9 protein-coding genes and 2 pseudogenes are annotated in these 13407 nt (G+C 63.5%); 1 reads left to right on the top strand and 10 read right to left on the bottom strand.

Going from position 1 to position 13407, the window contains the following annotated elements:
- Window positions 1-157: 157 nt before the first annotated feature.
- From ACE4QZ_RS15040 to ACE4QZ_RS15010, 7 genes and pseudogenes are all read right to left on the bottom strand, one after another.
- Window positions 158-769 carry a cell wall hydrolase gene (locus ACE4QZ_RS15040; protein WP_021781663.1) on the bottom strand — a complete coding sequence of 204 codons (612 nt, stop codon included), beginning with the start codon at window positions 767-769 and terminating at the stop codon, window positions 158-160.
- 34 nt (window positions 770-803) lie between these two features.
- Window positions 804-1721, bottom strand: a complete 918-nt coding sequence (locus ACE4QZ_RS15035) for an AEC family transporter (RefSeq protein WP_021781662.1) — start codon at window positions 1719-1721, stop codon at window positions 804-806.
- A gap of 135 nt (window positions 1722-1856) precedes the next feature.
- Window positions 1857-2720, bottom strand: a complete 864-nt coding sequence (locus ACE4QZ_RS15030; protein WP_021781661.1) for a LysR family transcriptional regulator — start codon at window positions 2718-2720, stop codon at window positions 1857-1859.
- A 93-nt stretch (window positions 2721-2813) separates the two neighbouring features.
- The gene (locus tag ACE4QZ_RS15025) at window positions 2814-3662 is read right to left on the bottom strand and encodes an ABC transporter permease (RefSeq protein WP_021781660.1); all 849 of its coding nucleotides are present in this window, start codon (window positions 3660-3662) and stop codon (window positions 2814-2816) included.
- Complete coding sequence (locus ACE4QZ_RS15020) at window positions 3659-4675, bottom strand: ABC transporter substrate-binding protein (RefSeq protein WP_021781659.1); 1017 nt, start codon at window positions 4673-4675, stop codon at window positions 3659-3661. The genes ACE4QZ_RS15025 and ACE4QZ_RS15020 overlap by 4 nt, the downstream gene beginning before the upstream one ends.
- Before the next feature lie 95 nt (window positions 4676-4770).
- Window positions 4771-5283 (bottom strand): annotated as a pseudogene (locus ACE4QZ_RS15015) (methyl-accepting chemotaxis protein); the annotation flags it as partial.
- 393 nt (window positions 5284-5676) lie between these two features.
- Window positions 5677-6594: pseudogene (locus ACE4QZ_RS15010) on the bottom strand (chemotaxis protein); the annotation flags it as partial.
- A 568-nt stretch (window positions 6595-7162) separates the two neighbouring features.
- On the opposite strand from ACE4QZ_RS15010, the gene ACE4QZ_RS15005 reads away from it, so the two are divergent.
- Window positions 7163-8482 carry a Na+/H+ antiporter family protein gene (locus ACE4QZ_RS15005; RefSeq protein WP_021781657.1) on the top strand — a complete coding sequence of 440 codons (1320 nt, stop codon included), beginning with the start codon at window positions 7163-7165 and terminating at the stop codon, window positions 8480-8482.
- Window positions 8483-8495: 13 nt separating this feature from the next.
- On the opposite strand, the gene ACE4QZ_RS15000 is transcribed toward ACE4QZ_RS15005, so the two are convergent.
- The 3 genes from ACE4QZ_RS15000 to ACE4QZ_RS14990 form a co-directional block, all read right to left on the bottom strand.
- The gene (locus tag ACE4QZ_RS15000; protein ID WP_021781656.1) at window positions 8496-9503 is read right to left on the bottom strand and encodes a FecR family protein; all 1008 of its coding nucleotides are present in this window, start codon (window positions 9501-9503) and stop codon (window positions 8496-8498) included.
- A gap of 273 nt (window positions 9504-9776) precedes the next feature.
- Window positions 9777-11546: an acyl-CoA dehydrogenase C-terminal domain-containing protein gene (locus ACE4QZ_RS14995; RefSeq protein WP_021781655.1), complete on the bottom strand. Its 1770-nt coding sequence runs from the start codon at window positions 11544-11546 to the stop codon at window positions 9777-9779.
- Window positions 11547-11638: 92 nt separating this feature from the next.
- Window positions 11639-13261 carry an acyl-CoA synthetase gene (locus ACE4QZ_RS14990; RefSeq protein WP_019437073.1) on the bottom strand — a complete coding sequence of 541 codons (1623 nt, stop codon included), beginning with the start codon at window positions 13259-13261 and terminating at the stop codon, window positions 11639-11641.
- Between the last annotated feature and the right edge of the window lie 146 nt (window positions 13262-13407).

The following is a 13407-nucleotide window of genomic DNA, read 5'->3' as shown; positions in this document are numbered from 1 at the left end:
CACAAGCCCGCGGCTTTTGGCCCGAGGTCGTGCAAGACAATGAAAACGCCGGCAATCGTTACTGGCGGCAAAAGAGGGAGTAGACCCCTGGTCGGTGGAAAAGTGCGGTCAGTTGCCAGTCATTCGCATCGGGCCAGCGTTGTCAGCCGTTTACGCGTCAATGGGCCAATGCCTGGTTCGGCTTGTAGAACAGGAAGTGGGTGGTCTGCGCGGTCTTGCGATAAGCCTTGGCCCAGTCGGGGCGCACCGTGCGGTCGTGGAAGTACAATGCGCCACCGGTGGGGTCTTTCAACTGCTGGTTCAGTGCCTTGCGTGCGATCTCTTTGGCAACGTCGTAGCGTTGCGGTTCCTCGACCTGGTCCGGGCGCCCGTCACACCACCATGAGAACTGACAGGCCTTGGCCTCCACACCCTGTTTGACTACCGCGCAGATGGTGTCGGGAAAGCCATCGTGGCCCAGGCGGTTGAGCACCACACTGGCCACTGCGGTCATGTCTTTGGCGTCGGCGCCTTTGGCTTCCCAGTAGATGGTACGTGCCAGGCAGGTGATGCTGTCATCCAGCGGCGCCTTGCCAGCCGGGTCCACTGCCCGCGCTTCGCCGGGGGTCAGTTTCTCCGCTTTTTTGGGGGGAGGTGCATCTTCAACGACCTTTTCTTCAAGCATTTCGGCCTTGTCCTCGGCAACGGCGGCTTTGGCCGGGTCAGCGGCATGGAGGGGGCCTGCGAGCAGGGCCGAGGTCAAGCCGATCAGCATGCAGTAAAGGCGCATGGGCGAACTACCAGGCGGTGGGCAGAATTTCAGTCTAGCCAAGCGTAAGCATTAACACCAAAGGCAGGGTAGCGGCGGCGGCCACGGTCTGCAGAGCGATGATGGTGGCCATCAGTGGCGCATTGCCGCCCATTTGCCGGGCCATGACATAAGATGACGAAGCGGTGGGCAGCGCCTGGAACAACACCGCCACCACCGCAGCCTGGCCACTCAGGCCGAGCAGCCGGCAAAGGCCCCAGGTGGTCAGTGGCATGACCAGGAACTTGAACGCCGATGCTGCCATCAGCGGCCGCACCTGCTGGCCGAGGCTGGCGCCACCCAGTGCTGCGCCGACACACAGCAAACCCAGAGGCAGGGCGGCGTGGCCCAAGGCCTTGACCGTGGCGTCGATACCGGCTGGCAAGCCCAGCCCCGAGACCCGTAGCATCAGCCCGCCAGCGCAGCCGACGATCAACGGGTTGGCGAAGATCGCCCGAAGCACTGTGGCAGGGGAACTGTGACGGGCGCTGAAGCGGGCAAACACCAGCACGCAGAGCAGGTTGACCAAGGGCACGATGGCCGCGTTGGCCACCGCCGCCAGGGCAATACCGGCGCTGCCATAGATGCCCGCAGCCAGGGTGGCACCAATGTAGTTGTTGAAGCGGATACCGCCCTGAAACACCGAGGTGAAATCGGCACCATCATGATTTGCCGTGCCCTGATACAGCACCAGCAATAAGGCACCGACCAAGGTTGAGAGCATCAGGGCACCTGCCATGCCCAGCACCGGTATGCCATCGAGGTTGGCGGTGGCCAGCCCATGAAGGAACAGCGACGGCAGCAGGACGTAGTAGCTCAGGCGCTCGGCGCCAGGCCAGAAGCTCTCGGCAAGAAAACCGCGAATACGCAGGAAGGTACCCAGGGCAATGAGCAGGATGATGGGTAGCAGGGTGGTCAGCAGCAAGTGCAGCATGGTCAGCATTCCGTAGTCGGGTACGGGCATAGACTACGGGTGCGGATCAATCGGTAAAAACGTTGTTTTCTTCAGTGACCATTGAGGAAAAATGCATGTTGGTGGGCGCATACCGCGCTTTCGAGCAGCCTGGCTTCAGGCTTCCAGGGCGGTCTTCAACACCGCACTCAAATGCCGCCGCTGGCTTTTTTCATGCTCCAGCAACACCACCCGCCGGGTCAGCTGCGGCTCGCCAAACGGCAGGCAGGTGGCGGGTGGCAAGCGTTGCAGGTCGTCGTCCGCCATGGGGATAACCGCCACACCCAGGCCCATCACCGCCATGCGCGCCAGGGCTTCCTGGCTGTCCAGTTCCATCAGTTCGCTCACCTGCATATGCTGGCGGCGTAGCTCCTGCTCGATCTGGCGGCCAGCCCAGGCACGCTTGTCGAAGCGCAGGAAAGGCTGGCTGGCCAGCAACTGCGGCACGCTATACCCGGCCAGTTCAGGGCTGGCAATGGCCCAGAAACGGTCCTCGAACAGCGGTGTAAAGTCCAGGTTCTGCGGGTAAGGGCTGACCGGTTCGGTGGTGATCGCTGCATCGAGTTCACCGTCTTCCACGCGCCGCGCCAGCTCCGCCGACATGCCTGAGGCCACGCTGATGTGTAGCTGCGGGTGGTGAGCCTTGATCCACACCAGCGCCTTGGGCAAACGCCGCGCCAGCACCGTGTGGATCGCCCCCAGGCGCAAGCGGCCGCGCAGGCTCGGGCCGCTGGCCAGGGCATCGGCCAGTTCGTCATAGGCAGCCAGAAGGCTTTCGGCGCGGGCCACCGCCAACTGGCCGGCTTCGGTCAGCACCACCTGCCTGCGGCTACGGTCGAACAAGGCCACCTTCAGTTCGTCTTCGAGGGTTTTGATGTGCAGGCTGACCGCCGAAGGGGTGAGGCTGAGCAGGTCGGCGGCGCGGGCAAAGGTGCCGTGGCGGGCGATGGTCACCAAGGTGCGCAGGGCTTTCAGGGACATGCGGTTGAGGTCCGGTTCTCAGCTGACAGAAACGTATTGTCAGGCCCGGCCCTCTCGCAGCACAAGGCTGCTCCCAGGCACTGGCGACACGGCTCAGCGATTGCTACGCCCATAGGCCTGGCTGATCCTGTCGATCACCATCGCCAGGGCGACAATTGCCAGCCCGGCCTCCACCCCTTGGCCAACATTCAAGGTCTGGATCCCCGCCAGCACATCCTCGCCCAACCCACGGGCGCCGATCATCGACGCCACGACTACCATCGACAAGGCCATCATCACCGACTGGTTAAGCCCGGCCATGATACTTGGCAGCGCCAAGGGCAGGGCGATGCGCCGCAACCGCTGCCAACGGCTGGCGCCAAGGCCGTGTGCCGCCTGTAACAGCGAGGGGTCGATCTGGCTCAAGCCCAGTTCGGTCAACCGCACCAGCGGCGGCAGGGCGTAGATCAGCGTGGCGAACACGGCAGGCACCTTGCCCAGGCCAAACAGCATCAGCACCGGGATCAGGTAAACGAACGCAGGTAGCGTCTGCATCACATCGAGTACTGGCAACAGCAGCCGTCTGGCCAGCGGGCGGGTGGCCAGCAGGATGCCCAGCGGTACCCCCACCAGTACGCACAGGCCGGTACTGACCAGCACCAGAGCCAGGGTCTGCAGCAGCTTGTCCCAGAGCCCGAGCATACCGATCAGGGCCAGCAGCGCGACCAGCACGGCGCTGCGCAGCAGGCTGCGGCTGGCGTGCCAGGCCAGCAGCCCCACCAGCAGCAACAGCAGCCACCAAGGCAACAGACGCAGCAGGTTCTCCAGGCCGACCAGCAGTTGCAGCAACTGGTCAGAAAAACCGCGCAGGTGGTCGCCGTAGTTCAATACCAACCAGTCGACCAGGCGGTTGACGCTGTCGGCAAAGGAAAACTGCAGGGTTTGCGGGAAACCGCTGCTCACAGGCTGGCCTCGACCTTGGCGGCGATGTCCGCCGGCAGCCAGGCTTTCCACACCTCGCGGTTATCGCGCAGGAAGGTGAGGGCGGCTTTGCGCGGGGGCGTGCGTTTTTCGCTCATGACGGCCAGGGCCTTGTTCAGGCGATCGATGGGCAGGTTGACCTGTTCGAACACGCTGACCAGGTCTGGGTAGTTTTCGCGGAAGGCTTTGGACACGCCAATCGACAACTTTGCCGGCAGCGAGCGGCTGCCCTTCGGGTTGGGATTGGCGGGGTCGGTGAGGGTGGCCCAGGCCTGGGCATCGAACGGTGGCTCTTCCAGCCGGATGAGCTTGTAGCGCCCCATCAGCGGGGTCGGGTTCCAGTAGTAGAACAGCACGGGTTTGCCACGGCGGATTGCCGAACCGATCTCGGCGTCCATCGCGGCACCGGAGCCACTGCGGAAGTTGCTGTAGAGCCCATCCAGGCCATAGGCCTTGAGCTTCTGGCTGTTGACGGTTTCAGACGTCCAGCCGCTCGGGCTGTTGAGAAAGCGCCCTTTACCGGGCGATTCGGGGTCAGAAAAAACCTGCGGGTAACGCTTGAGGTCCTCGACACTGTGCAGCTCCGGCGCCACGGGTTTCAGATTGCGTGCGGCATCGCCCTCGATCACATAGGCCGGTACCCACCAACCTTCCTCTGCGTTTTTGACCGTATCGCCCAGTGCGAACACCTGGCCGGCCTGTTCGGCCTTGACCCAGGCAGGGCTGCGCCCGGCCCATTCCTCGGCGATCACTTGCAGGTCATTGCGCGCCAGGGCCACCTCCATGCTGACCGTGCTGCCAGGCAGGGTGTCGGTACGGTAGCCGTAGCCGCGCTCAACGATCAGCCGCAGGATCTCGGTAGTGAGGGCGCCGCTTTCCCAGCCGATGGCACCAAAATGGATAGGTGAAGGCTGTTCTGCCGATGCGGCGCTGTCGGTGCTGGCCAGGCCCACCGTCAACAGCAGCCCGGCCAGCAGCGCTGGAATTCTATTCATGTAAACCTCGTCGTTCGCCACCCCTTGGCAGTGGGGGCAAGTGTAGACGACGAGGTTTTGTCGGTTTCAGGGCCACTGGCGTGGCCCCGTTTGCTTCAGACGCGGAACTGGTCCATCAGCGCTTGCTGCTGGTTGGCCAGGCTGTTCAGCGACTGGCTGACCCGCGCCGACTCGTTGGCCTGGCCAGACAGTGATTCAGTGACATCACGAATGGTCGCCACGTTGCTGTTGATTTCCTCGGCTACCGCGCTTTGCTCCTCGGCGGCAGAGGCAATCTGCAGGTTCATGTCGGTGATCACCGTCACCGCCTGGCCAATGCGCTGCAATGCCGTGACGGCTTGGCCGACCTGCTCCACGCCACCTTGGGCCTGGCGGTGGCTGTGGTCCATGGCGCCGACCACTTCGCGGGTGCCGTTCTGCAGTGCTTCGATGACCTGACGAGTTTCTTCCACCGACTCCTGAGTGCGCTGGGCCAGGTTGCGCACCTCATCGGCGACCACGGCAAAGCCACGGCCGGCCTCACCGGCGCGGGCAGCTTCGATGGCAGCGTTGAGCGCCAGCAGGTTGGTCTGTTCGGCGATCGAGCGGATCACTTCCAGTACCGAGCCGATCTTCTCGCTGTTCTGCGCCAGGCCTTCTATTTCGGCCATGGTGTCGCTCATGTTGGCGGCCAGTGCACCAATGCTGCTGGTGGTGCGGTCGATTACCGCCAAGCCCTCGCGGGTGGCCTGGTCGGCATCGCGTGCCGCCTGTGCCGCCTGGGCGGCGCTGCGGGCAACGTCCTGGGCGGTGGCGCTCATTTCATGCGAGGCGGTGGCCACCTGGTCGACTTGGCGGTACTGCTGCTCCATGCCAGCGCTGGTTTCAGTGGCAATCGCCGAGGATTGGTCGGCCGTGCCTCGGGCGGCCTGCACCGAGCTTTTGACCTCGGCGATGGTTGGCTGCAATTTGTCGAGGAAGCGGTTGAACCAGCCGGCCAGTTCGCCCAGTTCGTCTTGTTTCTGGTAGGTCAGGCGACGGGTCAGGTCGCCTTCGCCGCTGGCAATGTCCTTGAGCATGGCGGCCACGCCAAGGATTGGCCGGGTAACGCCGCGGGCCATCAGCCACACCAGCAGCAGGCCGGCAATGGCTGCGGCCAGGCCCAGGCTCAGTTCCAGCAGGGTGCCACTGGTGTTGAGCGCGTCAAGTTCCTGCTTCAGGGTTTCGGCCGGCCCGGTCAGGGCGTTTTCCGGCACATCCAGCAACACGCCCCAGGGCTGGGCGTCCGGGATTGGCCGGAATGCCGCCAGCACTTTCAAGCGCTGGCGGTCGTGGAGGATAGTCAGTTTGCCATCGGCCAGCTTGCGCACCAGCTCGGCGCCTTTGGTCGGGTCTACCTGGTCGAAGCGCTGGGCAAGCTTGCTGGCATCGGCGCTGTAGCCTGCCAGCAGGCCGACCGGGGTAAGAATGCCGACCGTGGTGCGGCCTTCGTAAAGGCTGTGGCTGGCCTCCTGGCTCAGTGCCTGCAGGCTGTTGAGGTTGATGTCGATGGACAGGGTGGCAATGATCTTGCCGTTGACCGCCAGCGGAAACACGATGCTGGTCATCAGCACCTGCTGGCCGTCGATGTCGTAGAAGTAGGGCTCCACCACACACACCTTGCCGGATGTGCGAGGGCACACCCACCAGGTGTTGGCCGGCTGGCCGCTGGGGCCGATCTCGGTGTTGGCCATGTCATGTTCGGGCAGGGCCATCGAGGTCAGCTGGCCAGCGCGTGGCTGCGACCAGTACAGGGCAAAGCGCCCGGTTTCGTTGCTGCCCAGTTCTGCCTTGCCGGCAAACAGGCTGTCCTTGTCGTCCAGGGCATTGGGCTCGAACACCAGTGACAGGCCGAGCAGGTCGGGGTTGGCTTGCAGTGCGGCGCGCACCTGGCGGGTCATGTCCTCGCGCAGGTCGAAGGCATCGAGAAAGCGCTTTTCGGCCTGCTCGCGGAGGAACAGTACCTGGCGGGCGAAGCCGGCGCCGTACTGGTAGGCATCCATGAACTGGCGGCGAATGTTCAGCGCTTGCACTTCACCTTGTGATTCGATACGTGACTGCGCCGCCTCGGTCAGCATCTGCATGCTGCTGGCCTTGACCAGGTCCGAACTGTGATCCATGCGGTACAGCGACAGGCCGACGAGCAAGGTGACGATACCGGCCAGACAGAGACCGGCGAGCAGGGTGATTTTCCACTGGATGGAAAGTTGTCGCAAAGGCATGGGGGCGGATCCCTTTTTGGCAGTAAGGGTTATGGCTTTATTTGCGGTGGGGCGGGGAGGCGCCAAAGCTCTCCAGCCAGGCACCTCGCTGCCTCCCACAGTATCGGCCTATGCCGTTTTTTCTTTATTCAAACATTCAATTTAAATTCGGCCACCCGTTGACGCGCTGCATCAAGGCGCTTTTGACATCTGCCGCCTACTGCTTCAGAGTTCGCGCTTTTTTCTGTCGTAATGAGGTAAGCCAACCATGAATGCAGTGATCGCCGCGGTCGGCATCATGCTGATACTCAGCCTGTCCCGCGTGCACGTGGTCATCGCCCTGATCATCGGCGCCCTGGTCGGTGGGCTGGTGGGCGGCCTGGGTATCGAAGGCACGCTCAAAGCCTTCAACGGTGGCCTAGGTGGTGGTGCCACGGTGGCTTTGTCTTATGCACTGCTGGGTGCCTTTGCCGTGGCAATCGCCAAGTCTGGCCTGGCTCATGCGCTGGCCGACCGCGCCCTGGCCATGATCGACCGGCGAGGGGACGCCAAGGGTGGCAAGGTCAAGTGGCTGATGATCGGCCTGATGCTGGTGGTGGCCGTGTCGTCCCAGAACATCCTGCCTATCCACATTGCCTTCATCCCGCTGCTGGTGCCGCCTCTGTTGTACGTGTTGACGCGCCTGCGCATCGACCGCCGGCTGATCGCCTGTGTAATCACCTTTGGCCTGATCACCCCGTACATGTTCCTGCCGGCGGGCTTCGGCAATATCTTCCTCAACGAGATCCTGCTGGCCAACGTTGCCCGCGCAGGTGTCGATGTGAGCGGCGTCAACGTCACCCACGCCATGGCCATCCCGGCAGCCGGCATGCTCGTCGGCCTTCTGGTGGCGGTGTTCATCAGCTACCGCAAGAAGCGCGACTACGACCTGACGCGCATCCAGCAGGTGGAGCAGGTGAGCGTGCAGTACAACCCGCTGACCTTGCTGGTGGCCGGGCTGGCGATCGCTTCAGCCTTCATCGTTCAGCTGTTGCTGGACTCGATGATCATCGGCGCCATGGTCGGTTTCCTGATCTTCTCGCTGTCGGGCATCGTCAAGTGGAAAGATACCGACGACCTGTTCACCGAAGGCATGAAAATGATGGCCATGATCGGCTTCATCATGATTACCGCGTCCGGCTTTGCCGAGGTGATGAAGGCCACCGGTGAGGTGATGAGCCTGGTGGAAACCTCGGCGCAGTGGATCGACCACAGCAAGGGCATCGGTGCCTTGCTGATGCTGCTGGTAGGCCTTTTGGTGACGATGGGGATCGGCTCGTCGTTCTCCACCGTGCCGATCCTGGCCGCGATCTTCGTGCCACTGTGCGTGCAACTGGGCTTCGACCCGTTGGCCACGGTGTGCATCATCGGTACTGCCGGTGCATTGGGCGATGCGGGTTCGCCGGCCTCTGACTCGACCCTGGGCCCAACCTCGGGCCTGAACGTGGATGGCCAGCATCACCACATCTGGGACACCGTGGTGCCGACCTTCATCCATTACAACTTGCCGTTGATGGCGTTCGGCTGGTTGGCAGCGATGACCTTGTAAGGCGGGGAGGGCGTCAGCCCTTGTCGGGCGGCGGCGAGATGCGATTGAGCACGGTGCTGCCGTCCTTGCTGCGGGTCAGGTAGACCGGTAGGACTTTGGGCAGGTTGTTGACCAGGCGCCCCACGTCACGGGTGTTGTAGATGCCGCTGATGCGGATACGGCCGGTGCTGGCATCGGCCAGCAGCAGCGGGGCGTCGAGGTAGCGGTTGATCACCGGCAGTGCCTGTTCCAGGCTCAGGTTGTCGAGCACCAGCTTGCCGCTGCGCCATGCCAGGCTGTTGCCATAGTCTTCGCTCTGCTCCAGCTGCGGCTCGAAGTCGCCCTTGTGGTAACTGGCCTGCATGCCAGGGCCAAGGCGGTAGCCACCGGCACTGCCCTCACTGGACACCAGCACTGAACCTTCCACCAGGGTGACCTTCACCTGGTCTTGGTACTTCCACACGTTGAACTGGGTGCCGGTGACCCGGGTCTGGCCACTGCCGGCACGCACGATGAACGGGTGGCTGCTGTCGTGTCGCACCTTGAAGAACGCCTCGCCGCGTTTGAGCGTGACCTGGCGCTGGTCCTTGTAGTTGAGGAAGGTGAGCTCGGTGTGGAGGTTGAGCTGTACCGTGCTGCCGTCGCTGAGCTCCACGGTCTGCATGCGGTCACTGGCTTCGAAGTGCTGGTAGTGGTTGGGCAACCAGCCCTGTTCCCACCCCATCCAGCCGGCCAGCGGCAGCACTGCCAGGGCGATGGCTGCAGCAGACGCCAGTGGCCGCCAGTTGCGAGGGCGGGCGGCGTGTTTGACGGGTGGGTTGAAGTCGATGACGGTGGCGCTGCGCGGCAGCAGGTCGGCGGTTTGCCAGATTTCCAGCATCGCCTGGTACTCTTCGGTATGCCGCGGGTCGGCCGCCAACCAGTCAGCGAATTCTTCATGCTCGGCCTGCGTGCAATCTTCGGCGTGAAGGCGCATGCACCAATGCGCTGCGGCGTCGGTGATGGCATCGTCTGGGTTGGGATTGAGGCGGTCGTGGTTCATTGCGGCTCCGGGTTTTGCGCATTCTACCCTTGCGGGAGGGCTCCCGAGAACCAATGTAATGGCGAATGACTATCAGTTGTGCCGGTTTTTCGTCGGATTAGCCATGGTTTTTCAGCGTTTGAGAACCCTTCGCGGGCACAAGACGATGTCTGCAATCGCTTCTGGAACGGGCTGATGCTGCGAAGAGGTCAGTGAGTACAGATTCGTTAGCCTGCACCGGCCTCTTCGCAGCACACGGCTGCGCTTGCAAAAAGCGCGTCAGTGACACATCGCTCAGAACTGTGCAGCCTCTAGCCCATAAAGGCTGCCACTGCCGGCCCGAATACTCGCCTCCAGCCCCAGCCCTCGCGGCAAGACCCGCTGGAAATAGAACGCCGCACACGCAAGCTTCGCGCCATGAAACGCCTCATCCTCCTCACGTTTGGCCAACGCCACCGCAGCCATCCGCGCCCACATATATGCGTACGCAGTCAGCCCGAACAGCTGCAGGTACTCAACCGCCACCGCGCTGACCAGGTTGGCATCTTCGCCTGCCTGCTCCCGCAGCCAGCTGCTGGTGGCCTCCAGCCGCGCCAGGCTCGCCTGCAGGTCCTCGCGGTACAAGGGCGCATCCACACTGAAGGCTCGCACTTCGCTGGCAAAGCTGGCCAACGCCTGACCATCGTCGGCCAGCACCTTGCGCCCCAGCAGATCAAGGGCCTGGATGCCGTTGGTGCCTTCATAGATCTGTGCAATGCGCACGTCTCGCACCCGTTGCTCCTGGCCCCATTCGCGGATGTAGCCATGACCGCCATACACCTGCTGGCCAAGCACGCAGCTTTCCAGACCGTTATCGGTGAAGAATGCCTTGGCCACCGGTGTCAGCAGTGCCACCAGGCGCTGGGCATGCTCGCGCTCGCCGGCGTCCTCGGCATAGCGTGCCACGTCCAGTTGCTGGCCAACGTAGACGGCGAACGCCCGACCTGCTTCGGTGAGGGTGCGCATGGTCAGCAGCATGCGCCGGACATCGCCATGGTGGATGATCGGGTCGGCCGCCTTGTCGTGTGCCCGCGGGCCAGTCGCTGCGCGGCTCTGCAGGCGCTCGTTGGCGTAGCGGGCGGCGCTCTGGTAGGAGGCTTCGGCACAACCGATGCCTTGTATGCCGATGGACAGGCGTTCGTAGTTCATCATGGTGAACATCGCTGCCAGGCCCTTGTTCGGCTCGCCCACCAGGTAACCGATGGCACCATCAAAGTTCATGACACAGGTCGCCGAGGCCTTGATGCCCATCTTGTGTTCGATCGAGCCACAGTGGACAGCGTTGCGCGCGCCCAGACGGCCATCGGCCTCGACCAGGAATTTGGGCACCAGGAACAGCGATATACCTTTGGCACCGGCGGGCGCATCCGGCAGTTTGGCCAACACCAGGTGGACGATGTTCTCGGTCAGGTCCTGCTCGCCGCCGGTAATGAAGATCTTGCTGCCACTGATGCGCACGCTGCCATCGGCCTGGGGCTCGGCGCGGGTGCGGATCAGCCCCAGGTCAGTGCCGGCATGGGGTTCGGTCAGGCACATGGTACCGGCCCAGCGGCCTTCATACAGCGGTGGCAGGTAAGTGGCCTTGAGGGTTTCGCTGGCGTGGGCATCGATCGCCAGGCAACTGCCGGCGCTCAACGCCGAATACAGGCTGAAGCTGCAGTCAGCGGCGTAGAGCATCTCTTCGAACAGCACGCCGAGCATCTTTGGCATGCCCATGCCGCCGTGTTCCGGGTTGCCGCCCAAGCCAACCCAGCCACCTTCGCGGTAGGTGTTCCAGGCCTCGCGGAAGCCATCAGGGGTGGTGACCTGGCCTGCGTCGAAGCACACACCTTGCTCGTCACCGTTGCGGCTGAGCGGGGCAATCAGCTGGCCGGTGACTTTGGCAGCTTCTTCGAGAATGGCGTCGGCAGTGTCGGCATCGATGCGTTCGGCCAGGGCGGGCAGGCGGGCCCACAGGTCCGAAGCGTTGAACACGTCATGCAGGACGAAGCGCATGTCGCGCAGGGGGGCGGAATAGGTGGTCATCGGCAGCTCTTGCAATAGTGGGGGATGGTTGGGCGTGCGCTGAACCTTCAGGCGCAGCCGTGTACTGCGCCTGAAGGGGAGCGGCTACGGCATCAGAGGGCCTTGGCCCGGTCGCGCAACACGTACTTCTGGATCTTGCCGGTCGAGGTCTTGGGCAGCTCGCCGAACACCACGGTCTTCGGCACCTTGAACCCGGCCAGGTGCTCGCGGCACCAACTGGTGATGTCGGCTTCACGGGTGTCCTCCCGGCCTGGCTTCAGGGCAACGAAGGCGCACGGGGTTTCCCCCCATTTTTCATCCGGGCGCGCCACCACGGCGGCTTCCAGCACTGCCGGGTGCTTGTACAGGGCGTCTTCGACCTCGATGGTGGAGATGTTCTCGCCACCGGAAATGATGATGTCCTTTAGCCGGTCCTTGATCTCGATATAGCCGTCGGCATGCCACACGGCCAGGTCGCCGGTGTGGAACCAGCCGCCACGGAAGGCTTCGGCGGTGGCTTCAGGGTTTTTCAGGTAGCCCTTCATCACCGTGTTGCCGCGCATGAAGATTTCGCCCAGGGTATCGCCGTCGCGGGGCACCGGCTGAAGGGTTTGCGGGTCGGCAACCATCAGGCCATCGAGGGTCGGGTAGCGCACGCCTTGGCGAGACTTGATCCGGGCACGCTCTTCCAGCGAAAGCGCGTCCCATTCGTCATGCCAGGCACACACGGTCACCGGGCCGTAGACCTCGGTCAGGCCATAGGTGTGGGTGACCTTGATGCCCATTTGCTCCACGGCGCCGATGACCTTGGCCGGTGGTGCAGCGCCGGCGACCATGGCCTGCACCGGGTGCTCGATGGCTGCCTTGGCCGCCTCGGGCATGTTGACCAGCGCGTTGAGCACGATCGGCGCACCGCACAGGTGGCTGACTTTGTGCTCGCGGATCAGGGTCAGGATTTTCTGCGGGTCGACCCGGCGCAGAAACACGTGGGTGCCGGCCAGCGCGGTGATGGTCCAGGGGTAGCACCAGCCGTTGCAGTGGAACATCGGCAACGTCCACAGGTACACCGGTCGGTGGCCCATGGCCCAGGTCATCTGGTTGCCCAGTGCGTTCAGGTAGGCGCCACGGTGGTGGTAGACCACGCCCTTGGGGTTGCCGGTGGTGCCGGAGGTGTAGTTCAGTGATATGGCCTGCCACTCGTCATCGGGCCATTCCCAGGCAAATTCCGGGTCGCCTTCGTTGAGCAGTGCCTCATAGTCCAGCTCGCTGACCGCGCGGCCTTCACCGTACTCCGGGTCATCTACATCAACCACCAGCGGCGGGTGTTCAAGCAGTGCCAGAGCGCCTTCGATGACCGCATGGAACTCGCGGTCGGTGATCAGCACCTTGGCCTCGCCATGCTGCAGCATGAAGGCGATGGCCTCGGCATCCAGGCGCACGTTCAGGGTATTGAGCACAGCACCGGTCATGGGTACGCCGAAATGCGCCTCGAGCATGGTCGGGGTGTTGGGCAGCATCACTGCCACGGTGTCGCCGCGGCCAATGCCACGGCCGGCCAGGGCGCTGGCCAGGCGCCGACAGCGTTGGTAGGTTTCTTGCCAGTTGCGGCGGATGGCGCCGTGGATGACGGCCGGGTAGTTGCCGTAAACGGCCGCGGTGCGTTCGATGAAGCTCAGCGGGGTGAGGGCGACATGGTTGACGGCAGCGGGCATCAGGCCCTGGGCATAGATCGACATGCGGTAATCCTGTAAGGGAGGCAGACGCAGCCTGTGCACCTGGCCCCCGATGGCTGATTGTTAGCTCTGTTCAGGGTGCAGGGGGCGGACGGTGGGCCGCCCCCTCTGTCGCAGTTTTACGCGAGTCGCTATGGTATTAGGAATAT

Origin of the sequence: Pseudomonas sp. DCA-1, assembly GCF_046523955.1 — a bacterium.
Taxonomy (GTDB): Bacteria; Pseudomonadota; Gammaproteobacteria; order Pseudomonadales; family Pseudomonadaceae; genus Aquipseudomonas; species Aquipseudomonas putida_Y.
This window is presented reverse-complemented; position numbering and strand designations above follow the sequence as displayed.

Excerpts from the sequence above, each read along its gene's own strand:
- ACE4QZ_RS15035 (WP_021781662.1), bottom strand. The coding sequence starts at position 1,721 with ATGCTGCACTTGCTGCTGACCACCCTGCTACCCATCATCCTGCTCATT.
- ACE4QZ_RS15030 (WP_021781661.1), bottom strand. The coding sequence starts at position 2,720 with ATGTCCCTGAAAGCCCTGCGCACCTTGGTGACCATCGCCCGCCACGGC.
- ACE4QZ_RS15000 (WP_021781656.1), bottom strand. The coding sequence starts at position 9,503 with ATGAACCACGACCGCCTCAATCCCAACCCAGACGATGCCATCACCGAC.
- ACE4QZ_RS15005 (WP_021781657.1), top strand. The coding sequence starts at position 7,163 with ATGAATGCAGTGATCGCCGCGGTCGGCATCATGCTGATACTCAGCCTG.
- ACE4QZ_RS15040 (WP_021781663.1), bottom strand. The coding sequence starts at position 769 with ATGCGCCTTTACTGCATGCTGATCGGCTTGACCTCGGCCCTGCTCGCA.
- ACE4QZ_RS15020 (WP_021781659.1), bottom strand. The coding sequence starts at position 4,675 with ATGAATAGAATTCCAGCGCTGCTGGCCGGGCTGCTGTTGACGGTGGGC.
- ACE4QZ_RS14990 (WP_019437073.1), bottom strand. The coding sequence starts at position 13,261 with ATGTCGATCTATGCCCAGGGCCTGATGCCCGCTGCCGTCAACCATGTC.
- ACE4QZ_RS14995 (WP_021781655.1), bottom strand. The coding sequence starts at position 11,546 with ATGACCACCTATTCCGCCCCCCTGCGCGACATGCGCTTCGTCCTGCAT.